At 38.5% G+C, this 21,784-nt stretch carries 21 protein-coding genes and 1 other annotated feature; of the genes, 1 reads left to right on the top strand and 20 read right to left on the bottom strand.

What is annotated here, in order from left to right; genetic code table 11:
- The 8 genes from LO754_RS04365 to LO754_RS04330 all read right to left on the bottom strand — a co-directional run bounded on the left by LO754_RS04365 (position 1) and on the right by LO754_RS04330 (position 8,086).
- On the bottom strand, positions 1-879 hold the full coding sequence (locus LO754_RS04365) for an aspartate carbamoyltransferase catalytic subunit (RefSeq protein WP_024362117.1): 879 nt from the start codon (positions 877-879) through the stop codon (positions 1-3).
- Positions 880-1,085: 206 nt separating this feature from the next.
- Positions 1,086-2,396, bottom strand: coding sequence for a solute carrier family 23 protein (locus LO754_RS04360; protein ID WP_024362118.1), 1,311 nt, complete (start codon positions 2,394-2,396; stop codon positions 1,086-1,088).
- Between the two features lie 20 nt (positions 2,397-2,416).
- Complete coding sequence (gene pyrR / locus LO754_RS04355; RefSeq protein WP_024362119.1) at positions 2,417-2,959, bottom strand: bifunctional pyr operon transcriptional regulator/uracil phosphoribosyltransferase PyrR; 543 nt, start codon at positions 2,957-2,959, stop codon at positions 2,417-2,419.
- Between the two features lie 211 nt (positions 2,960-3,170).
- Positions 3,171-3,647, bottom strand: coding sequence for an IS200/IS605 family transposase (gene tnpA / locus LO754_RS04350; protein WP_024364892.1), 477 nt, complete (start codon positions 3,645-3,647; stop codon positions 3,171-3,173).
- Between the two features lie 322 nt (positions 3,648-3,969).
- On the bottom strand, positions 3,970-4,881 hold the full coding sequence (locus LO754_RS04345) for an RluA family pseudouridine synthase (RefSeq protein ID WP_024362120.1): 912 nt from the start codon (positions 4,879-4,881) through the stop codon (positions 3,970-3,972).
- The gene (lspA, locus tag LO754_RS04340) at positions 4,878-5,357 is read right to left on the bottom strand and encodes a signal peptidase II (protein ID WP_024362121.1); all 480 of its coding nucleotides are present in this window, start codon (positions 5,355-5,357) and stop codon (positions 4,878-4,880) included. Before lspA ends, LO754_RS04345 begins: the two co-directional genes overlap by 4 nt.
- An 807-nt stretch (positions 5,358-6,164) precedes the next feature.
- Positions 6,165-7,733: a sodium/solute symporter gene (locus LO754_RS04335; protein ID WP_231785681.1), complete on the bottom strand. Its 1,569-nt coding sequence runs from the start codon at positions 7,731-7,733 to the stop codon at positions 6,165-6,167.
- A 23-nt stretch (positions 7,734-7,756) separates the two neighbouring features.
- Complete coding sequence (locus tag LO754_RS04330; protein WP_024362123.1) at positions 7,757-8,086, bottom strand: DUF485 domain-containing protein; 330 nt, start codon at positions 8,084-8,086, stop codon at positions 7,757-7,759.
- A gap of 245 nt (positions 8,087-8,331) precedes the next feature.
- Between LO754_RS04330 and LO754_RS04325 the strand changes: the two genes are divergently transcribed.
- The gene (locus LO754_RS04325; RefSeq protein ID WP_025218760.1) at positions 8,332-9,510 is read left to right on the top strand and encodes an AraC family transcriptional regulator; all 1,179 of its coding nucleotides are present in this window, start codon (positions 8,332-8,334) and stop codon (positions 9,508-9,510) included.
- Positions 9,511-9,693: 183 nt separating this feature from the next.
- Here the strand turns inward: LO754_RS04325 and ileS are convergent, their stop codons facing one another.
- From ileS to ftsA, 12 genes are all read right to left on the bottom strand, one after another.
- Positions 9,694-12,462 (bottom strand): isoleucine--tRNA ligase, encoded by a 2,769-nt coding sequence (gene ileS, locus LO754_RS04320; protein ID WP_231785680.1) that lies wholly within the window; start codon positions 12,460-12,462, stop codon positions 9,694-9,696.
- A gap of 192 nt (positions 12,463-12,654) precedes the next feature.
- Positions 12,655-12,876, bottom strand: a binding site (T-box leader).
- 111 nt (positions 12,877-12,987) lie between these two features.
- Entirely contained in the window at positions 12,988-13,512 is a 525-nt protein-coding gene (locus LO754_RS04315) for a DivIVA domain-containing protein (RefSeq protein ID WP_024362126.1), read from the bottom strand.
- A 95-nt stretch (positions 13,513-13,607) separates the two neighbouring features.
- A complete protein-coding gene (locus LO754_RS04310) occupies positions 13,608-14,396 on the bottom strand; it encodes a YlmH family RNA-binding protein (protein WP_024362127.1) in 789 nt (262 codons plus the stop codon).
- A 115-nt stretch (positions 14,397-14,511) separates the two neighbouring features.
- Positions 14,512-14,790, bottom strand: a complete 279-nt coding sequence (locus LO754_RS04305) for a YggT family protein (protein WP_024362128.1) — start codon at positions 14,788-14,790, stop codon at positions 14,512-14,514.
- Between the two features lie 20 nt (positions 14,791-14,810).
- Positions 14,811-15,305, bottom strand: a complete 495-nt coding sequence (locus tag LO754_RS04300) for a cell division protein SepF (protein ID WP_024362129.1) — start codon at positions 15,303-15,305, stop codon at positions 14,811-14,813.
- Complete coding sequence (locus tag LO754_RS04295; protein ID WP_231785679.1) at positions 15,289-15,993, bottom strand: YggS family pyridoxal phosphate-dependent enzyme; 705 nt, start codon at positions 15,991-15,993, stop codon at positions 15,289-15,291. The genes LO754_RS04300 and LO754_RS04295 overlap by 17 nt, the downstream gene beginning before the upstream one ends.
- Before the next feature lie 171 nt (positions 15,994-16,164).
- Positions 16,165-16,401 carry a YlmC/YmxH family sporulation protein gene (locus LO754_RS04290; protein WP_024362131.1) on the bottom strand — a complete coding sequence of 79 codons (237 nt, stop codon included), beginning with the start codon at positions 16,399-16,401 and terminating at the stop codon, positions 16,165-16,167.
- A gap of 219 nt (positions 16,402-16,620) precedes the next feature.
- Entirely contained in the window at positions 16,621-17,394 is a 774-nt protein-coding gene (gene sigG, locus LO754_RS04285) for an RNA polymerase sporulation sigma factor SigG (protein WP_024362132.1), read from the bottom strand.
- A gap of 114 nt (positions 17,395-17,508) precedes the next feature.
- Positions 17,509-18,216 (bottom strand): RNA polymerase sporulation sigma factor SigE, encoded by a 708-nt coding sequence (gene sigE / locus LO754_RS04280; RefSeq protein ID WP_024362133.1) that lies wholly within the window; start codon positions 18,214-18,216, stop codon positions 17,509-17,511.
- 13 nt (positions 18,217-18,229) lie between these two features.
- Positions 18,230-19,063 carry a sigma-E processing peptidase SpoIIGA gene (locus LO754_RS04275; RefSeq protein ID WP_231785678.1) on the bottom strand — a complete coding sequence of 278 codons (834 nt, stop codon included), beginning with the start codon at positions 19,061-19,063 and terminating at the stop codon, positions 18,230-18,232.
- Between the two features lie 201 nt (positions 19,064-19,264).
- Positions 19,265-20,422: a cell division protein FtsZ gene (gene ftsZ, locus LO754_RS04270; RefSeq protein ID WP_024362135.1), complete on the bottom strand. Its 1,158-nt coding sequence runs from the start codon at positions 20,420-20,422 to the stop codon at positions 19,265-19,267.
- Between the two features lie 53 nt (positions 20,423-20,475).
- A complete protein-coding gene (ftsA, locus tag LO754_RS04265) occupies positions 20,476-21,759 on the bottom strand; it encodes a cell division protein FtsA (protein WP_024362136.1) in 1,284 nt (427 codons plus the stop codon).
- Between the last annotated feature and the right edge of the window lie 25 nt (positions 21,760-21,784).

The raw sequence follows: 21,784 nt of genomic DNA, 5'->3' as shown, positions 1-21,784 counted from the left end.
TTATTCTCTCCCTTGTAAGATCGTTTCAATTATTGCCATTCGTGTGTATACACCATTGCGTACTTGGTCAAAGATGCGAGACCGTTCACATTCTACTAGCTCTGATGCAACTTCTACATCGCGGTTTACTGGCGCTGGATGCATAATAATTGCTGTGTCCTTCATTTTCTTCTCTCGTTCTACAGTCAAGCCATACTCTTCATGATAGCTTTCTTTTGAGAAGCTTTTATTTACTTTATGACGCTCATGTTGTACACGAAGTAACATAATGACATCACTTATTTCGATTAAATCGTCCCAAGAATGATGTGATTTAAAATCCCCTGCCCATTCTTCTGGACAAAGAAAATGTACATTTGCCCCTAACCGCTGTAACGCGGATGCATTGGATTTTGCTACACGGCTATGAGAAATATCTCCGGCGATTGTAATATTTAACCCTTCAAAAGAACCAAACTCTTTTTTTATCGTGTACAGATCCAGTAATGATTGGGATGGGTGTTGACCAGCGCCATCTCCTGCATTTATAACCGCAACATTGATGCCTTCTAGTAGCTCGTTATAATATTCATCTTCTTTGGCGCGGATAACGACCGCATCCATACCAATCATTTCTAACGTCTTGACTGTATCGTACAATGTTTCACCCTTTGTTACACTTGAAAAGCTTGCGTCAAACGGGATAACCGTACAGCCTACTTTGCGCTCTGCCATCTCAAAGCTTGTCTTCGTACGTGTACTCGGTTCAAAAAATAAATTTGCTACGTTATAAGCACGAGATAACGATGATGTTTCGCCATTTTCAAACGCCTGCGCACGATGTAAAATGCGGTTAATCTCTTCAGTTGTTAAATGTTCCATTGATAATAAGTTCTTCATCATGTACCTCCATTAGGTTGTGTGTCATGAACGTCTATGTATGACGTCCTTCATTATTTATTTGTCTAAATAATGTAAAAGCCCCGCTGATGTCATCAGCGAGGCATAAGGAGGCGTGACAAACTATAGTAAGACTATTGCTTACTTATTGCTTGTCCACAACTTCCCTTTTTTTGCCTCTCTGGACAATTCATTAAAAGGTACTACTATGATTGATTATTTTGATCGTATGGTACTGGTATATCAGCTTCTTTTTTACCTGGTAGAATTGCATTTAGTACAACACCGATAATCGCTGCTAACGCCATGCCTTCTAGACTTAATGATTCTGTGACGATAAATTTCGCACCGCCGATACCAATTACGAGAATAACAGAGGCAATTACTAAATTGCGGCTGTTACCAAAGTCCACATGGTTGTCTACTAGCATACGTAAACCGCTTGATGCGATGATACCAAACAGTAGGATGGAAACACCACCAAGAACTGCTGTTGGAATCGTTGCAATAACCGCCATTGCTTTCCCGAAGAATGACAGCACAATCGCTACGACTGCCGCACCTGCTATGACATATACGCTGTAAACTCGTGTAATGGCAAGGACACCAATGTTTTCACCGTATGTTGTTTTTGGTGGGCCACCAATAAATGCACTAATCAAGGTCCCAAAGCCATCACCTAGTAAAGAACGGTGTAAGCCCGGTTCTTTAATATAGTCCCGATTGACTACTTTTCCTAATACAAGTTGGTGACCGATATGTTCTGAAATGGTTACAATCACAATCGGTACCATCGCGAGTAAAATTGTCGATGTAATCGTAAAGTCATAATTTACACCTGGGATAATAAAATGTGGTAGTGCAAACATTTTTGCCTCTTTAATCGGTTCGAAGTTGACAATCCCGATAAAAATCGAGTAGACATAGCCTACTATTAAGCCGATTAATATTGGCATTGTACTTAAAATCCCCTTAAAGAAGATGGTAAAGATAATCGCTGTAAACAATGTGACAAGTGCCGCTGAAAAATGCAGCAAATTATATTCTCCGTCAACATTCATTGCCATGTTAACTGCTGTTCCCGATAAGCCAAGACCGATTACCATAATAACTGGTCCTACAACGATAGGCGGAAGGATTTTCATAATCCATTTATAACCGCTCTTCCAAATTATAAGTGACACAATGCCGTAGGTAATCCCGACTGCCATCGCTCCGATCATAGCGTTACCTGGATTAACACTTAAACCATTGTCATCTAAACCACCTGCAGCGATTAATATCGGTGCGATAAAGGCAAAGGATGAACCTAAATAGGCTGGTACTTGAAACTTCGTAATTAATAAGAAGAACAATGTGGCAATCCCACTGGTTAGAAGGGCGATTGCTGGGCTAAGCCCAACCAGTTGTGGTACTAAAATCGTTGACCCAAACATGGCAAACATGTGTTGGAAACTTAATGTCACCAATTGGACTGGGGTCGGTTTATCATTAATATCTAATACTGCCTTTGACATGACGTTTCCTCACTTTATTATTAGTCTTCTTTATAAATAATGACGCAATCTTCGCCATCAACTTCAAGTAAATTAACGACGATACGTTCCGTTCCTGATGTCGGAACATTTTTCCCAACATAATCCGCTCGAATTGGTAGCTCTCGGTGTCCGCGATCAATTAGCACTGCTAGTTGAATTTGCGCGGGTCTTCCTAAATCCATTACTGCATCTAGTGCCGCTCGAACTGTACGACCTGTATAGAGTACATCATCGACTAAAATAATTTTTTGATTGGCTACCACATAATCGATATCTACTTGCTCAACATGTGCCTGCTCATTTTCATGCTTTGTGGATAAGTCATCTCGATAAAGGGTGATGTCTAACTCCCCTGTGCGAATCGCTTTACCCTCGATTTTTTCTATACGTTCTGCTAAGCGTCTTGCAAGGAAGGCACCGCGTGTTTTAATTCCAACTAATATACATTCGTCAATTCCTTTATTGCGTTCAATAATCTCATGTGCAATACGTGTTAATGCTCTTGTCATCGATGGCCCATCTAATAGCTCATTTTTTGACATTTTTTGTCCTCCTCTCTTTCATCGATGTTCATCGGGTTGTTACAGATGCTACCCACTTGCTGAAGCATCATTGAAACGGCATAATCAGAACCACCAGTCTAACTGGTGGTTTGCTCTACGCGTGAAACGCTGGGGTACTACCATGTCTAAAGACACACTGAAAGGTCCGCCAACCGCACTCCGTTTTCACGCTACCACTAAAGTGGTTTTATCATTTTCGCTTTTTTGCTTTTATTTCTTCTCCTGTAAATGGATCAATGAATTCTTTCATGCTCATTTGATCCTCAAGAATATCCTCTTGTAATTGATTTTTTATATATTCCTGAATGATTTTTCTGTTTCTTCCTACTGTATCTACATAATATCCGCGACACCAAAACTTCCTGTTTCCATATTTGTATTTCAGGTTCGCATGTCGGTCGAATATCATTAAACTACTTTTCCCTTTCAAATAACCCACAAACGATGAAACACTTAATTTTGGTGGAATACTTACCAACATATGAATATGATCAGGACAGGCTGTTGCTTCTATAATTTCTACTCCTTTTCTTTCACATAACTGGCGAAGAATTCTACCTACATCTACTTTAATTTGTCCATAAATAATCTGCCTTCTATATTTTGGCGCAAAGACGATGTGATACTTACAATTCCATGTTGTGTGTGCTAAACTTTTATTATCCATTTGGATCCCCTTTCGTACGAAGTCGGTTGACCAGACCTGAATTTATTGTACGGCTGGGGATTTTTCTTGTCCATAGCTAGAAGCTCTTTAGAACCCCTCGCATAGCAAGGGGTTTTCAAAAAATACAAAAAAACCTCTCGAGGCGAATAGCCTGAGAGGGTTGAGTACGTGTTTAAATAGCATGTTGGAAAAATTTGCAGCACAAATTTTAGCAACACGTTCACATGTACCTTCTCAGCCTCTCTGGACTGCCATTAAAGGTGAATATTAAGTTAAAGTCGTTCATTCACTTTCGTTAGTATAGACCTTCTTTCATTATCCGTCAATCCTTATTTCTTAATTCGTCTAATAACTGTACATAATCAACAGGAAGTGGTGCTTCAAACTCCATATATTCGCCAGTAGTAGGATGCGTGAATCCTAAAACTCCTGCGTGCAATACTTGTCCGCCAAAATCCATGGTCTTTCTTGGTCCATATTTTGGGTCGCCAACAAGTGGGAATCCAATATACTGCATATGGACACGAATTTGGTGTGTACGTCCCGTTTCAAGACGACACTCTACTAATGTGTAATCACCGAAGCGTTCAATTACTTGGAAGTGCGTTACCGCATGTTTCCCTTTATCCACAACAGCTTGTTTTTGACGGTCCTTTTGATCACGTCCAATTGGTGCATCAATTGTCCCTTTATCGTGAGCGATATGTCCATGCACAAGCGCTGTATATTTACGTGTGACTGTTTTATTCACAAGCTGCTCAACTAATGATTCATGTGCTTTATCATTTTTCGCTACCATTAGCAAACCTGATGTGTCTTTATCGATTCGGTGTACAATACCTGGACGCATGATACCATTTATGCCCGATAAATCTGTGCAATGATACATTAAACCATTTACTAGTGTGCCCGTCAGATGCCCTGGCGCAGGATGGACCACCATTCCTTTTGGTTTGTTGACAACGAGTACATCTGCGTCTTCATATACGATTTCAAGGTCTAAGTTTTCAGCAATAACGTCTAAAGGTTCTGCCTCTGGCACGATGATTTCAACAACATCGCCTGCTTTCACCTTGTATTTTGCTTTTACTGCTTCACCATTTACTTTAACAATTCCTTCTGTAATCCAATTGCTAATTTGTGTACGAGACCATTCATTCTGTATACTCGAAACCGCTTTATCAATGCGCTCTCCTTGTTGCTGTTCTTCAATTGTATATGATACTTGTGTCATTGTTTCACCTGTTTCTTTTCTTTTTTATCTTCGGCGATTAAACCAATCATTAATACGACAACGGCAATTGTTAATGCTGCATCCGCAATATTAAAAATCGGGAAATCGTAATTAATAATAGGGATTAATACGTCGGCAAAATCTACTACTTCTCCTCTAAATATACGGTCAATAAAATTACCAATGGCACCGCCCAATAACAGCATTAAGCCCACTTGAAAAAGAGGCTTGCCCTTTGCCTCTTTATGATAAAAGTAAATGATGGCAATAATAACACCTATTGTCACTATAGAAAATAACCACATTTGCCCTTCAAGCATCCCCCAGGCTGCACCTCTATTACGATGCGATAAAATACCAAACCAAGGATCCCATACGGCAATACGTTCACCAAACTCCATATTTTTCACAATTAGCCATTTTGTCCATTGATCAAGAATAATGACAAAAACGGCCAATCCATAATATTTATACACAGCTATTCCTCCGTTCACTCAACATCCTACCTATTCTACCATAAGAGCTTATATAGCAATAACTAATATAACATGAAAATATGACAGAAACACATGCTGTTGCCCAAAAGTAAAAATCGTAGCTTTCCGCTATCCTACTAAAGCCGTTTCCTAATAAACAACGAGTTGTCCCTCTATTCGAGAAAGCTTTCCATGCAAAAATAGAAAACCGTTGATTTCCGTTCCAGGCGCTCCCTTTCCGCAGGCACGGCTTCAACTAATTTTTGCGGCTGTCGCCGCAAAAATGGATTTTCAGCTCGTGCTGTTCCTGCTGGAGTGTCGCGCCTTCCACTCCAATCAACTAGTATCGACTGCTAATATGATGTTTTGGTTTTAAAAAATACATCAAGATGATTAACGCTTTTCAATAGCTGTCTCACTGTTTAGTTTAGCCTTCTTAATATAGTAAGCTTGGACGTTTTTCATACAATTTTTATAGAAGTAAAAAAACGATAGGAGGCTGGGACATAACTAGAAAAATTTAAGGAACAGAGGAAAGGTGTTCATAAATTTTTGCTATATGGAGAACCTGGCTAACTTAGCTATTCTTACTTTTGCAATAAATAAAAAATTAGAAGGGTTACTAGTTGTTGGTAACGGAGGTGGTGACTCCGGCAGGAACAGCACATAATGTTAGACGCGGGCACAACGGCACAGCAAAAAAGTGTTAGATTGATGGCAGTCAATCTAACACTTTTTCTCTTTTGTCCCAGCCTCCTACCGTCTATGCTATCTTCACTAAAAGAAAAAACGTGCAATGTTAATCATCTATGCAGTTTCCGATTCCTTCGAGTGCACTCGCTTCATGAAATCGTTTACATCAGCAGGTACTTTACGATCTAATAATGACACGACAATAACGGATAGGAAACCGACTGGTACTGTTACGATGCCAGGGATTTTGAATTGTAGGAAACTTGGAAGTGTCCCTGGTAAGAAAATCATCCACATCGACACGAGGAGACCAATCACTAACCCTGCAATTGCTCCTTTTTCGGTCATCCCTCTCCACCAAATACCTAAAATAAAGATTGGTGTAAATGTACTTGCGGCAACCGTAAATGCTAAAGCAACTAAATGACCGATGGAAGCATCCTTTACGAGTAACCCAAGTCCGCCATATAGAATACCTAAAATAACAATCGCCACTTTTCCAGCAACTACACGCTGTTTTTGTGTAATATCTTTTTTCATAAAGCTAGCATATAAATCATGCGCTAATGCACCAGAGCTAGTAATAAATAATCCTGATAAGTTAGAGAAAATAGCAGCAAATGCCCCTGCAATCACAAGACCGAGCAGCCAATCGCCCCCTAATGCAAGCGCCGTTGTTGGAATAACCATGTTATTGCCACCAAGCACTAAATCTCTCATTACTTCCTCACTCGCAGTACCTGAAATGAAAATAGCACGACCAACAACCCCTAAAAATACGGCTAACAAGAAGAATGCACTCGCAATACCAATCGCCATTAAAGCAGATTTACGTGCAGCCTTAGCACTAGGATTTGTATAAAAACGCAATAAAATATGCGGTAACCCTATCGTACCTAATGCTAAACCAATGGTCATACTAATCGTTTGCCAAAACGTCGGGAAATAGAAGCCTGTCCCCGTCCACGCGGCACCATCAAAATTTATATCACTTCCATCCAAGGCATACGGTGATGTCCCAGTAATAGGTCCATTAAAGGAATTGATAGCTGCTAAAATTTTATCATAATGCAAGCCACCATACATCGCTGCAATAAGCATCACAATGAATGCACCTAGACGAATCCACAGCTCTAATGCTTGGTTGATCGTCGTGCCCTTCATACCACCGATTCCTACATAGAAAATCATCACGACACATGTAAAAATAATGCCAAATTCATAAGAAGTCCCAAAGAACATACTTAATATTTGTGCTGCGCCTAGTAGCTGTGGCGCCGCATAGAAACCTGAAATGGCTAAAACTACAATGACTGCGGCTAAACGAGCTCGTCTACTATGAAAGCGATAGGCTAAAAAGTCTGCTACGGTAAATGCACCAAATCTTCTTAATGGCACAGCAACAAAAATGGCTAATAGCGTCAAACCAATCGAGAAGCAAAATGCATAATAGGCTCCATCATAGCCTAATTGAAAGGTTAAACCAGCAATCCCTAAAAATGTAGCTGCACTTAAATAGTCTCCCCCGATAGCTGAACCGTTCGTAAACCATCCAAAGCTCCGTCCCCCAACGAAGAAATCAGATGCTGTTGTATTTTTTTTCGTTAAATACGTAATGTATACAATCGTTGCCATTAGGGCAATCGTTAATAACATTTTTGGTTCTAAAATTGTCTCTAACATTCAACCTACCCCCTTAAGTTGCACTACTTCGTTGACATCTCATATTTTTTCAAGCGCTTTTCATACAATGTCGTATGCACAAACGCAATCACAAAAGCCATCAACATCATGACGATTGTCGTGACAAACCAAGTAACGGTCATACCGCCCCACAATTTCTTAAACGCAAATTCAGGAGCAAACCAATTCATTACTGGAATAGTAAAAATTAAAATAAAATAAAATACCGTTAAGCTAAATCCTGTAGTAAACTCATCCTTCATAATTTTATGTGTTGTCGGATCTAACGGTGGCAAATCTTTCACATCTACAGTTCCAGCTTCTACGTACTCGTAATCATGACTTCCTGCCATATTACTAACCCCCTTTTGTATAGACGAATAATTATCTGAAATTTCAAATTATTATTCACTACAACTATTCTATTCTATTTTTCCAATAATATAGGTACAATATTTTGCTGTATTAGTACAAAATATTGCTATTTTAAGTTAAAATATTTCTAGTAACCTTCATTATATTTTTTGACTTTAGAAAGGGGCTGTTTAGTATTTTAGGCGTCGTATGGTACGTTGAGAATTCAATTGAAAAACAGCAAATGCTAGGGTGGTTAGAAGAATTCCTCCCTAACACATTTACTGAATGTACACAACCACGTGCACACGAGGTAGTTATATTCGTCTATGAAATTAGGGGATTATTTGATTGGATTAAGGTCAATCGGTTAAAGAAACATTATCCTAACAGTATTATTGTCCCAATTGTTGCAGTACACCTAGCGTACTCGGCAGGTATTGCCATTGAATTAAATTTACAAGCACTTCTTATAAAACCGTTGCACAAACAAAAGTTTTTACGAATTGTAAAAAAGCTTTATACTTCCCATAAAGAACAGCAAGCAAGTACAGTCACGATGCTTGAACTTTCGCAACAATTCCCTCAAGATCATACATCGCCGTTTCGCGAAGCGTTTTTAAGACGCTTAATACGGGGAGAAATCAACAATGAACAGGAAATTGTACAAGCCTCTTCCTTTTTATCAACTGACTGTATTCCCAATATCGTTTTCTTAATTCAAGGCTACGTAGATATTCAGCAAAACCGACCAATTCCTTACGATGCTAGTAGTGTAATTACAAATGTTTTTCGTCAACATTTTGCCGATAAAGCACCGTTGTCCTTTTTAAATTTCGAGCGTTACTTATTACTGCTAATGCGGATTCCTATAACGTATACATCTTTTAAACATTGGACAGAAGGCGTCACTACTTTACTGACGGTAATCGAGCAATTGAAAAACGATTATAGTATCCATCTTTTTATGGGCATTGGTGGTGTTTTTTTGCAATCTATGCAAGTCAAAGAATCCTATAGTCAAGCTAGAAAAGCACGTAGAAAGCCACCCGTCGATAATATTCATATACGATTTTATGAGGATTTAACGAAGCATGAACAGCTACAAAAGGCTATTCACTACATTGAAGAGCATTACGATGAACAGCTAGTTATTAGCGATGTAGCGAAATCTATTAATTTTAGTCCTACTCACTTTAGCCGATTATTTAAAAAAGAAACGGGTCGTAATTTTGTCGATTATGTAGCGTATACACGCATTATCAAAACACTCCCCTACTTGCGGAAATTTGACTACACCATTGAAAAAATCGCAGCAAGCTCGGGCTTTAATACACCCAATTATTACAGCCTTACATTTAAAAAATATGTAGGAATATCTCCAACGGATTACCGAAACACAATTGAAATATTGTTTAAATAAAGGTTACTTTTGCATGTTTGTATCCTAAAAGCTATTCATCTAGATATCCTCGCTTATCTCCCATTTATGGTCTACTTTCCACTATGTTCTTAATTTGGATCGGTATGTTCAACATGTTCCACGCATTTAAAAAAAATGAGCAGCCGATCTAAAATCATCGAGCTGCTCATTGTTCATTAATTTTTATACATAATATTTTTCAACAACTTCGGCACAACGAGCACACACTGTTGGATGTGCTTCATTTGTTCCAACTGTTGCAGAAATTGACCAGCAACGCTCACACTTTTCGCCTGTTGCTTTTTCAACAACAATGGAAACATGTTCTAACGCTAACGCTTCAGCAGGAGCTGATTCAATTGCTGCTACCTCAAAAGCAGAAACGATAGAAAGTTGGGCAAAATCAATGTTGGCATCATGCAATAATGTTAACACTTCTTGGTTAGCATAAACTGTTATTTTTGCTTCAAGAGACTTACCGATTGTTTTAGCATTACGCGCTTCTTCTAATGCTTTTAGAATATCATCACGCACTCCGATAATCGCTGCCCATTTGCCACGAAGCTCATCAAAGTTTGCTTGCTCATCTACTGATGGGAAATCAGTTAATTGCACTGACATCTCTTCTACAACACCTTGTGCATGTAAGTAAGACCACACCTCATCCGTTGTATGTGGAATAATTGGTGTCATGACTTTTACTAATGTCATTAATGTATCATACATGACTGTTTGCATTGCACGACGGTCTTTATTGTCATGCCCTTCAATATAAACAACATCTTTTGCGATGTCTAAGTAGAAAGAAGATAATTCTACAGCAACAAAGTTATTCACTGCATGGTAGACAGCCGCAAAATCATAGCGGTCGTAAGCACCACGCACCGTTTTTAAGACATCTTGTAAACGCATATAAATGTATTGATCCATTTCGCGTAAATCTGCATAGGCTACACGATCTTGTTGTGGATTGAAATCAGCTACATTACCGTGTAAGAAACGGAATGTATTACGGATTTTACGGTACACTTCAGACACTTGTTTTAACATATCCATAGAAATACGCACATCAGCCGTATAATCTACAGATGCTACCCATAGACGTAAAATATCAGCACCATATTGGTCCATTACCTTTTGAGGGATAATAACGTTTCCTAGTGACTTACTCATTTTGCGACCATCGCCATCAAGAACGAAACCATGCGTTAATAAGCCTTTATAAGGCGCATAGCCATTAATCGCCACAGATGTAATTAACGAAGAGTTAAACCATCCACGGTGTTGATCAGAACCTTCTAAGTAAAGATCCGCTGGATATTTCAGTCCACGTTCAACTAGCACACCTTGGTGAGATGAACCTGAGTCAAACCAAACGTCCATAATATCATTTTCTTTCGTAAACTCACCATTCGGGCTACCTGGATGTGTAAAGCCTTCTGGCAATAATTCTTTCGCAGTCATTTGGAACCAAATATTTGAACCATGCTCACGGAATAATGCAGAAATATGCGCAATTGTTTCTGGTGTAATGATTGGTTCACCATTTTCAGCATAGAAAATTGGAATTGGTACACCCCATGCACGTTGACGAGAAATAACCCAATCGCCACGATCACGAATCATATTATAAAGACGTGTTTCACCCCAAGCAGGTGTGAATGTCGTCGATTTAACCGCTGCTAATAATTCATCACGGAAGGCATCGATAGACGCAAACCATTGTGGTGTAGCACGATAAATAACTGGTTTTTTTGTACGCCAGTCATGTGGATACGAGTGCGTAAAGAAGCTTAATTTTTCTAATGCGCCAACTTCTTCTAATTTGGCAGTAACCATTTTATTTGCATCATTGTAGAAGACACCTTCAAAACCTGGTGCTTCGTCTGTATAACAACCGCTGTTATCCACTGGACTAAGAATAGGTAAACCATAAGCTTTCCCAATTTGATAGTCATCTTCACCATGTCCTGGAGCTGTATGAACACAACCTGTACCTGCTTCCGCAGAAACATGTTCTCCGACCATCACAAGCGATTCACGGTCGTAAAATGGATGTTGGGCTACAAGACGATCTAATGCTTCCCCTTTTACTTCTTGCACAACTTCGTACGTTTCCCATTCAAGCTCTTTTGCAACTGTTTCTAACAATTCTTTCGCGATAATGAATTTTTTATCTGCTACTGCCACAACTACATAGATAAACTCTGGATTTAACGAAATCCCTAAGTTTGCAGGTAGTGTCCAAGGTGTAGTCGTCCAAATAATAAATTTCGCATCGGCTGGCACAACGCCTTTTGCATCTTTAAGGGCAAAGCTGACATAAATAGAAGCTGATTTAACATCTTTATATTCAATTTCTGCTTCCGCTAATGCAGACTCAGATGAAGGCGACCAATATACTGGTTTTAAGCCTTTATAAATATAGCCTTTTTCCGCCATTTTACCGAATACTTCAATTTGACGCGCTTCAAATTCTGGTTTTAACGTAATATATGGGTTTTCCCAATCGCCACGAATGCCTAGACGGCGGAATTGTGCACGCTGATTGTCAATTTGCTCATAAGCATATTTTTCACAAAGCTCACGGAAATCTGCAATGGACATTTCTTTACGTTTAACACCTTTGTTTGTTAAAGCTTGTTCAATTGGTAAACCATGTGTATCCCAACCTGGAATATAGTTGACATGATAGCCAGTCATGGAGCGATGGCGTGTAATCATATCTTTTATCACTTTATTTAACGCATGGCCAATATGAATATCACCATTTGCATATGGAGGGACATCATGTAACACATACTCTGGGCGACCAGCTGTACGCTCCATTTGTAATTTATTGATGTCCATCTCATTCCATTTTTCTTGCATTTTTGGTTCATTTGCTGGTAAGTTCCCACGCATAGGAAAATCCGTTTTCGGCATTAATAAGGTTTCTTTATATTCAACCATTTGTAATTCCTCCTTTATTTTTTGCAAACAGAGAACAACTGCTTAGCATCCATGGCATACAGCTTCTTAAAAGCCTCAGCAAAGTGAATGCAACACGACTTGCGCTTAATATTTAAACAATGCTATTTCGAATGTCCTGCGAATGATGCCCCAAAGTCAAAACAGTAACAACAAAAAAGCCCCTCAATCCCTGTAAGGGACGAGAAGCTTGAACTCGCGGTACCACCCTAGTTGTAGTACATAATATACTACCGCTTGAAAGCACGTTAACGTTGTGCGCTCCGAAATAACTTACTAGCCGTTCAGTTATTTAGCTCAGAAGTGATTTTCTTTGTTATTTGCTTGTATGGGCTCCCACTATCCCCAAATCGCTTGTCAACGCCTAACAAATACTGTCTTCGTCTCTGCCTCTATGCATATAAGTGCTTATTTTATTTACTATTACAATAGTATATGGAAATCCACGAATTGCGTCAAGTCATATTCATCACATGATACCTTCACTTTTTTAAGTAAAAGCCTTATTTACATTTCTTCTGACTCTTGTGCTTCCTCAACAGAAGACTGAATTTCGGTTAAATCAATATCATACTGCAATAAATGATCCCAATCATCTGCATTCAGTAAATCTAACTGTGCTTCTACAAGCATTTTAAAACGATTGCGGAAAACCTTTGATTGTTTTTTCAGTTCATCTATCTCGATTGTTACTTTACGTGCTTTCGTTAATGCCTCATTGACGATGCGATCAGCATTTTTTTCTGCTTCCTTCACAATAAGCTTTGCTTCTTTTTGCGAATTTCTGCGTACTTCATCAGCCGCCTCTTGGGCAACAACTATAGATTTTTGTAATGTTTCCTCTAAAGAATTAAAATGTCTCGCTTGCTCTAAAGCCATTTCTAATTGCTTATCGACTTCTTTTTTCTCACGCAGTAGTTTTTCATAATCTTTAATGATTTGATCTAAAAATTCATTTACTTCATCTTCAGCATAACCTCTGAAAGATTTTGTAAACTCCTTATTATGTATATCAATAGGTGATAATGGCATACGATCCTTCTCTCCTTTACATGTACATTCGTAATTCTTATTATACAATTGTTCTAACAACTTAGCAGTAAAAATAAATGGAAATTACATGTTTTTTAGCCTTTTTGGGTCAATCGACCGATTTGTAAACGGATTTTATCTTTCTTTGTTCGGCCTTCAGTCATTATTATTTTCACTCGACCACTTCCACGTACTGACAAAATATCACCTTCTTGACATTCAAAAGCAACTGCATCTCGTTCAGTCCAGTTTACTCGCACTTTCTTTCCCGTAATAAGTGCTTGGGCTTTTTGACGAGAAATCTTTAATACGGTTGCGATAATGACATCTAAACGCATTGAAGAAACCGTATGTGACTCCTCCTGCCAGTCCTCTTCATTTTCGATCAGCACTTGAAACTCTTTCATCGATTCGACATGTACTTTTACTTTCCCAATCCCCGTTAAATGAAGGCGTACATAATCTGCCACCTCTTTTGCCACCACAAACTGTACTTGTTGTTCATTGACACGAATATCCCCGAATTTGGCACGATCAAGCCCTAAAGATAAAAGGGCACCGAGTACATCTGGATGACGCAATTGCACAAACCTTGCAGGATAGTGAATAGTAAAGACTTTCAGCTGGTAATCTTCCTTCTGGGGTTCAAAATACGTTGGGAAAATAAGCATGCGCTGACGTTCTGCCTCATGAAATAGACCATCACTTGTTGTATGGAGCACATTATTTTGCCCAATAACAGATGCTACAATAAAACGCTGCCTTGGGTCTAAAAAGTCAGTAAGTTTAGGGGCATAACGATCTTCTACCTCGCGCTGCCAGCTTACCACCTGCTCAATAAAGGGTTGCTCATCCTTCCTAAAATGTTGTATTAAATGCTCCATCTATCGTTCACCTCATCTACCTCATCCATTTGTTCATTCATTAGAAACTACTACTTTTTTAAGCCTAGTATTTCCCCTTTACACAAAAAATCCCCACCAACTGTGAGGATTTTGACTAAAACATAAAGAATATTTTTTGAATTACAATAAAAAGCCCGTTTTTAATAAAATTTAACATAAATATTGCTACAATCGGAGAAATATCAATCATACCAATAGTTGGAATAAATTTTCTAAAAATCCCTAAATACGGCTCACATACTTTTTCTAAAAAACGGCCAATTGCTGAACTTTGAGCAGCTGGTACCCAAGACATTAAAACATATGCAACTAGCATAAATGAATACACAGTAAATGCTAAATCCACATAATGCAAAATGATATATAAAGTCATATAAACTACAATCCTCGCTATTAATTATCGTCTAAAATAAAATTTGAAATTTCGCCAGACACTTCAACATTATCTGGTGTGCATAAGAAAATATCTTTGCCTATACGTTGAATATCTCCTCCAAGTGCATAGACTGTACCACTTAAAAAGTCAATGATTCTTATACCTTGTTCTCGATCGATACGTTGTAGATTCACAATCGTTGCACGTTTGTTCTTTAAGTTTTCTGCGATATCTTGTGCCTCTGCATAAACTCTCGGTTCTACTAATACAACTTTCGCACCCTTTGTATTCATTGCTGCTTGTAAACTGACAATATTATTATTGGCAGCTGTACTTTGCGGTACAATTTCATGAATCTGTGCTTTACGTTCCTTAATGACCTTTTTAGGTTTAGCTGCATGAATCGGTTGTTGCTGCACGGGTTGTTGCTGTTGAATAGGAGCTTGCGTGATTTCTTCTTCTAATTCTTCTTCAAGATAAAAGAAGTTTTTAATTTTATTTTTCATGCTCATCCTGTTCCCCTCTTTCATTTCCAACAAGAGCCGTTCCGACTCGAACGAATGTAGCTCCTTCCTCTACCGCTATTTCAAAGTCATTAGACATGCCCATTGATAACTCGGTACAAGGCGCGTGTGCGAATCCTCGTTCGGCTATTTGCTGTTGACATTGTTTTAATTGCTTAAAAACAGAGCGAATGATTGTTTCGTCCTCTGTATTTGGTGCCATTGTCATTAGACCTACAACTTGAATTTTCGTAAAGTTTTGTAAAGATTCAATAAATGTAACTGCGTCATCAATCGTTAAACCATGCTTCGATTGTTCACCTGACACATTAACTTGTACAAAACATTTTACAGGTTTTGTTGCTCTTTTTTCAATCTCTTCAGCTAAACTTAAACGATCTAATGAATGTAAGTAATCAATTTCATTAATAACTTGTTTTACTTTTCGAGTTTGTAATGATCCAATATAATGCCAGTGTACATTTGCTTGAATGGCTTCAATTTTTTGCTTTAAGCCCTCAGGACGATTTTCACCTAAATGTATAAGCCCTGCATCAATTGCTTCTTGTGTTCTTTCAACGGAAACCTCTTTCGTTACAGCAATAACTTGAACGTTAGTTGCTTCACGATTTGAGCGTTGTTGTGCTGCTTGTATTTGACTATTAATTTTGTCTAAATTTGTTAAGATTTTCGTCACTGTTTTTCCCAACTTTACAACTTAGTTTCCTTTATTGTAACAAGCAACTCTTGATTTATCAATGAATAGCCTGACCTATTAATACTGATACATCCACGTTGCTTAAACGACATGAGAGGCTACAGTCTTACTGTTCAAAAAATAGAAGCAAGCCACACAGATGCTATGATTCTACGATAATGCCTTTACTAGAATGACATCCTTTCCTACAACAAGAACATCCTTCATATGGACTTTTCTAATCGACTCTTCTCCTCTAAAAAAACCTAGATACTTTCTCGGCTCTGCAATCATAAACGCAGTTACATAGCCAGTTTCTTTCGATACCTCTGCATCTACGACAAAGCCTAAAAAACGTCCATTGCCTGCTTCTATTACTTCTTTTTGCTGTAACATTGAGAAACGCATTTGTATCCCTCCTACTAAATCAATACCACTCATTCCAGTGTCAATTTTAATTTAAGCTAAAACTTGCATTGTTAAATGCTAACTTGCTGCCACACAGAGCAACATGCTCACATTATTGTTCTTTATTAGCTTTAATAAAATCTATGACATGTACCATCGTTTTATTTTTATCAATGAAGATAAAATGCGCACCGAAAGTTTCGGGTGCGCATTGTCTACTCACTTATAATCTTTCTGCATTGTTTCAATGGCATTTTTTTCAAGACGTGAAATTTGCGCTTGGGAAATCCCTAATTCTTTAGCAATTTCAGTTTGTGTCTCACCATAATAAAAACGCTTTGCTACAATCATTTGCTGACGTACATCTAATTTTTGCAAACTTTCCTTCACCGACACGTAGGCAACCCATTGATCTTCCGATACATCATCATCACGTAATTGGTCCATCATATAAACAGCGTCTCCACCGTCTGCATAAATAGGCTCTTGTAATGATACTGGGTCTTGAATGGCATCTAAAGCGAATAATACATCTTCCTTTTTCATGTCAATCATTTCAGCAATTTCTTCAATCGTTGGTTCTCGCAAATTATCGGTTATCCATTGTTCTTTTGCCTGCATCGCCTTATACGCAATATCTCTAAGAGAACGAGAAACACGTAGTGCATGATGATCACGCAGATGGCGACGAATTTCACCAATGATCATTGGTACAGCATATGTTGAAAATCGCACATTATGCTTTAAATCGAAATGATCAATGGCTTTCATGAGGCCAATACAGCCTACCTGAAATAAATCATCTGCCTGTTCACCCCTATAGGCAAATCGTCCGACAATACTTAGCACTAACCTTAAATTGCACATTACAAGCTCTTCCCGAATCTCGGTTTCTCCTGCTTGTAATCGAATGAAGAGTTCCTTCATTTCTTCGTGCTTTAAAATTGGCAAAGTCGATGTATCTAAGCCGCAAAGATCTACTTTTGTTCGCATATTCGATTCCTCCGGATGTTATTCTCTGACTAAACCGTTACATCAGTTTGTCCGACAGAATCGAGAATATGCAGAAAAAGCGCGACCAATTTTAGGTAGGATAAATTTCCCTATCTAAGATATTGGCTGATTTAAATTTTCTCGTAAATCTTGAATAATTTTCTTTTCTAGCCTAGAAATATATGATTGCGAAATACCTAAATGATCGGCTACTTCTTTTTGTGTCATTTCAATTTTTCCGTTTAAACCGAAACGACATTCCATAATATATCTTTCACGTGCACCTAATAAATTAATGGCATGGAACATATGTTGTCGTTCAATTTTCTTTTCAACATTATCTAAAATAATATGTTCCTCTGTGCCTAAAATATCAGACAATAATAATTCATTTCCGTCAGCATCAGAATTTAGTGGCTCATCTAGTGAAACTTCACCCTTCATGCGACTCGTTTTACGTAAATGCATCAAAATTTCATTTTCAATACAACGTGATGCGTACGTTGCAAGTTTAATATTTTTATCTGTATTGAACGTTTCAATCGCCTTTATTAAGCCAATCGAACCAATACTAATTAAATCTTCAATCGGCGTACCCGTATTATCAAAACGTCTAGCAATATAAACAACAAGACGTAAATTACGTTCAATAAGTGTATCTCTAGCTCGTAAATCTCCGTTCATAAAGGATGCAATGACTGTGACTTCTTCTTCTCGACTTAGTGGCACTGGCAATGAATCATTTCCCCCTATATAGTACGTTTCACGACTCCGAAACTTACCCCATAATTTTTTCAAGCTAGCAAGTAGCCTAAGAAGCAATAGTTCTCCCCCTCTATGAGTTATTTGAAAGCGCTGAAAAATGTAAAATTGCTGCTGTGCTATGTGGAAAATTTTTAGCTTTTTTCGTTAACACGATATATTCATTTGTTTTCACTTGTGATGACTCGCCTTTTATATGCCATTCATCAAAGCGAAAACCTAAAACTACTGTTTGTTGCTGTACAGTATTAACATGAATAAATCGAATAAGACGCTGATAATCTACTGAAAACATTGATACATCGTAAGGATCTGTTTCTCGCCATTGCATTAATGCTTCACGAATTGTCACTGGTAAATAAGGCCGTAGCGCTGCATATGAAACAAAATGGACAGGTTTTCCCGATAACGGCTCGATACATTGATTGCCTGTATCTACAAATGCCGAAAGTGGAATTTCTTTGTCAAAAACCTTCAAGGTTGTTTGAAATACAAATTGTCCACTTACTCGCTCCAGCTTAACAAAGCCCCATTGCTTATAAAAAATGATTAAATTACCAACTGCGAGCAATAAGCAAAGTACAATAAAATGCATGACAGAAAGATTCTTTAAATACGGTTGTAATGCTGTTAACAGTCCGCCGATAACGATGGTAGCTGTCAGGACAATCGGCCTTTGCTTTTGAAAGCTTCGAAGCTTAAAGCGAAAGGCTAGACCGATTAGTACAATGAAACTTAGCACAATCGTAAGCAGCGTTTGATCACCAATTACAGCTATTAAACTACTAATTATTGAACTCATTAATAATCTCGTATTCTTTACAAAAACGCCTGTAACTTTTGCTGTAAACGTCAGTATTGCTAGATTATAAAGCGTATTAATGAGCACCAGCCATTCTCCATACATAACAGCCGCCTCCTACTTACAAAGTTAGCATGCCAGCGCTACAAATATTGTCAAACAATCGCATGATTTTCTAAAAATGTTTTGACAAAAAACATCGTTTCCTTACACAAAAAGTGCCAGTCACGCAAACAATTCTGAATTGTTTGCGTGACTGGCACTTAAAAAACTCGTATTTTACATGATGTAAAATACGAGTTTTGATTATCCACGATTTTTACGGTTACGTAAAAATGCAGGTACTTCTAACATATCATCTTGTGCATAATTTTGATGATTTTGACGCGGTTGTTCTTGTTGTACATGAACTTCTTGACGTTGCTCACGAATTGGCGCTTGTTGTTGTGGAGCAGCTTGTCGATTATTATTAATGCTCGGACGCGCATTTCCTCGGTGTTGTTGTAATGCCTCTTCTGAGAAGCCTGTTGCAATCACCGTAACAATGATTTCATCTTTTAAATTTTCATTAATAACCGAACCGAAAATCATATTCACTTCTTCATCTGAAGCCGATGCCACAATATCTGCTGCTTCTTGTACTTCAAATAAGCTTAGGTTAGAACCACCTGTTATGTTCATCAGTACACCTTTAGCGCCATCAATAGATGATTCGAGTAATGGACTTGAAATTGCTTTTTTAGCAGCTTCTGCAGCACGATTTTCACCTGTCGCAATACCAATACCCATTAACGCAGAACCTTTGTTAGACATAATTGTTTTTACGTCCGCAAAGTCTAGGTTGATAAGACCTGGTGTTGCAATTAAATCCGAAATACCTTGTACACCTTGACGTAAAACGTTATCCGCTTCACGGAAAGCTTCCAGCATCGGAGTCGATTTGTCGACAATTTGTAAGAGCTTGTCGTTTGGAATGACGATCAAAGTATCTACAGCTTCTTTCATGCCTCCGATACCACCGATTGCCTGTGTTTGTCGTTTGCGCCCTTCAAAAGTAAACGGTCGTGTTACGACACCTACTGTTAGAGCTCCTAAATCGCGGGCAATTTGTGCGATAACTGGTGCAGCACCAGTACCTGTGCCTCCACCCATTCCGGCTGTAACGAATACCATATCCGCTCCGCGTAATACTTCTTCTAATTGTTCACGGCTTTCTTCTGCCGCTTTTTTCCCTACTTCTGGATTAGCTCCTGCTCCTAAACCACGTGTAAGCTTTGTACCGATTTGTAGCTTAATTTCAGCTTTCGATAAATTTAAAGCCTGTGCATCCGTGTTCACAGCGATAAAATCAACGCCTTGTACACCATGCTCTATCATTCGGTTAACAGCGTTGTTACCGCCACCACCCACACCAATGACTTTTATAACTGCAAGTTGATCGACACTTGTATCAAATTCTAACATTCTTTTTTCCTCCCACGGTAACTCGACTCTGTATCATTCATTACGCATTCAAGTTAATCAAAAAATTTATCAAATAATTTTTTTGCTCTACCGATTACGCTTCCTTTTGATTCTGAAGGTGCAGCATATTCTTGCTTTTTAGATGCAGGCGCTTGTGCACCAACAACCGCATATTCAATAGGCTGCGTATTCGTACCTTTTCCGTAAAAATCATCTTCTAAATAGGCGTAACGAATCAGTCCAACTGCCGTCGTAAATGAAGGCTCTCTAACGCCAATATAATCTGGAGTATATATTCTAACACGCGTTTGCAGTATTTGGCGTGCTAATTGAGCAATACCATCTAGCTTTGCAACACCACCTGTTAAAACAACACCGCCTGGCAAATCGCGAACGCCTAAACGTGCTAACTCATCAATTACTAGTTCAAATAATTCTTCTAATCTTGCACCAATAATTTCAGAAATATAGCGTTGGCTGTACTGATCCCTAGAATCTGTACCTACAACTGGCACTTCAAACAGTTCATCGTCTGAAGCATCATCGTAAAAGGCATGTCCAAATTGGTGTTTTATTTGCTCCGCTTGATCTGTCGGTGTTTTTAAAACAATTGAAATGTCTTTTGTAATATGGTCACCACCTACTGGAATAACACCAGTGTGTGTCAGTAGCCCTTCTTCAAATACTGCAATAGTCGTTGAGCCACCACCCAATTCAATAAATGCTGTTCCTTGGTTTTTCTCATCTTCCGTTAATGCAAAAAAACCAGCAGCCAGTGGTTGTAAATATATTTCTCTAATGCTTAATCCTGCTTTCTCTACGCAACGAAGTACATTGTGTAACAACGTTTTAGAGGTCGTAATCATTGTCGCGTCCATTTCGAGACGAATACCTATCATACCTCGTGGATCTTTAATTTCATCTAAATTATCTACTATAAACTGTCTAGGAATGATGTTGACTAATTCACGTTCAGGAGGTATTGACATGACTTGTGCAGATTCTACCACTCTGTCTAAATCATCATCTGTAATTTCTCTATTTTCACTATTTACAGCGACAACACCTTTAACTAGTTGTAACATCGTCTGGTTCGCTGGAACGCCTAAAACGACTTCATCGATTTGATAACCAGTCATCCGCTCTGCTTGTTCTACTGCTTTCCGAATAGACTGAACTGTTGCATCAATATCAACAATCGCACCTTTTCGAACACCATTCGATTTTACATTACCGACCCCAATTACATGTAATTGTCCGTCGCTCATTTCACCTATTAATACTTTGATAGAGGAAGATCCTATATCGAGTGATATATACAATTCCTGCTGATTCAATTCGCTGCACCTCCTTGAAAATGCT

Source organism: Lysinibacillus sp. GJ-1 (genome assembly GCF_021166035.1).
GTDB lineage: Bacteria > Bacillota > Bacilli > Bacillales_A > Planococcaceae > Lysinibacillus > Lysinibacillus sphaericus.
This window is presented reverse-complemented; position numbering and strand designations above follow the sequence as displayed.

What these genes read in the sequence shown, in the direction of transcription:
- LO754_RS04365 (WP_024362117.1), bottom strand. Translation starts at nt 879, where the DNA reads ATGAAGAACTTATTATCAATGGAACATTTAACAACTGAAGAGATTAAC.
- LO754_RS04360 (WP_024362118.1), bottom strand. Translation starts at nt 2,396, where the DNA reads ATGTCAAAGGCAGTATTAGATATTAATGATAAACCGACCCCAGTCCAA.
- pyrR (WP_024362119.1), bottom strand. Translation starts at nt 2,959, where the DNA reads ATGTCAAAAAATGAGCTATTAGATGGGCCATCGATGACAAGAGCATTA.
- tnpA (WP_024364892.1), bottom strand. Translation starts at nt 3,647, where the DNA reads ATGGATAATAAAAGTTTAGCACACACAACATGGAATTGTAAGTATCAC.
- LO754_RS04345 (WP_024362120.1), bottom strand. Translation starts at nt 4,881, where the DNA reads ATGACACAAGTATCATATACAATTGAAGAACAGCAACAAGGAGAGCGC.
- LO754_RS04335 (WP_231785681.1), bottom strand. Translation starts at nt 7,733, where the DNA reads ATGTTAGAGACAATTTTAGAACCAAAAATGTTATTAACGATTGCCCTA.
- LO754_RS04330 (WP_024362123.1), bottom strand. Translation starts at nt 8,086, where the DNA reads ATGGCAGGAAGTCATGATTACGAGTACGTAGAAGCTGGAACTGTAGAT.
- LO754_RS04325 (WP_025218760.1), top strand. Translation starts at nt 8,332, where the DNA reads ATGCTAGGGTGGTTAGAAGAATTCCTCCCTAACACATTTACTGAATGT.
- ileS (WP_231785680.1), bottom strand. Translation starts at nt 12,462, where the DNA reads ATGGTTGAATATAAAGAAACCTTATTAATGCCGAAAACGGATTTTCCT.
- LO754_RS04315 (WP_024362126.1), bottom strand. Translation starts at nt 13,512, where the DNA reads ATGCCATTATCACCTATTGATATACATAATAAGGAGTTTACAAAATCT.
- LO754_RS04310 (WP_024362127.1), bottom strand. Translation starts at nt 14,396, where the DNA reads ATGGAGCATTTAATACAACATTTTAGGAAGGATGAGCAACCCTTTATT.
- LO754_RS04305 (WP_024362128.1), bottom strand. Translation starts at nt 14,790, where the DNA reads ATGACTTTATATATCATTTTGCATTATGTGGATTTAGCATTTACTGTG.
- LO754_RS04300 (WP_024362129.1), bottom strand. Translation starts at nt 15,305, where the DNA reads ATGAGCATGAAAAATAAAATTAAAAACTTCTTTTATCTTGAAGAAGAA.
- LO754_RS04290 (WP_024362131.1), bottom strand. Translation starts at nt 16,401, where the DNA reads ATGCGTTTCTCAATGTTACAGCAAAAAGAAGTAATAGAAGCAGGCAAT.
- sigG (WP_024362132.1), bottom strand. Translation starts at nt 17,394, where the DNA reads ATGCGAACAAAAGTAGATCTTTGCGGCTTAGATACATCGACTTTGCCA.
- LO754_RS04275 (WP_231785678.1), bottom strand. Translation starts at nt 19,063, where the DNA reads ATGTATGGAGAATGGCTGGTGCTCATTAATACGCTTTATAATCTAGCA.
- ftsZ (WP_024362135.1), bottom strand. Translation starts at nt 20,422, where the DNA reads ATGTTAGAATTTGATACAAGTGTCGATCAACTTGCAGTTATAAAAGTC.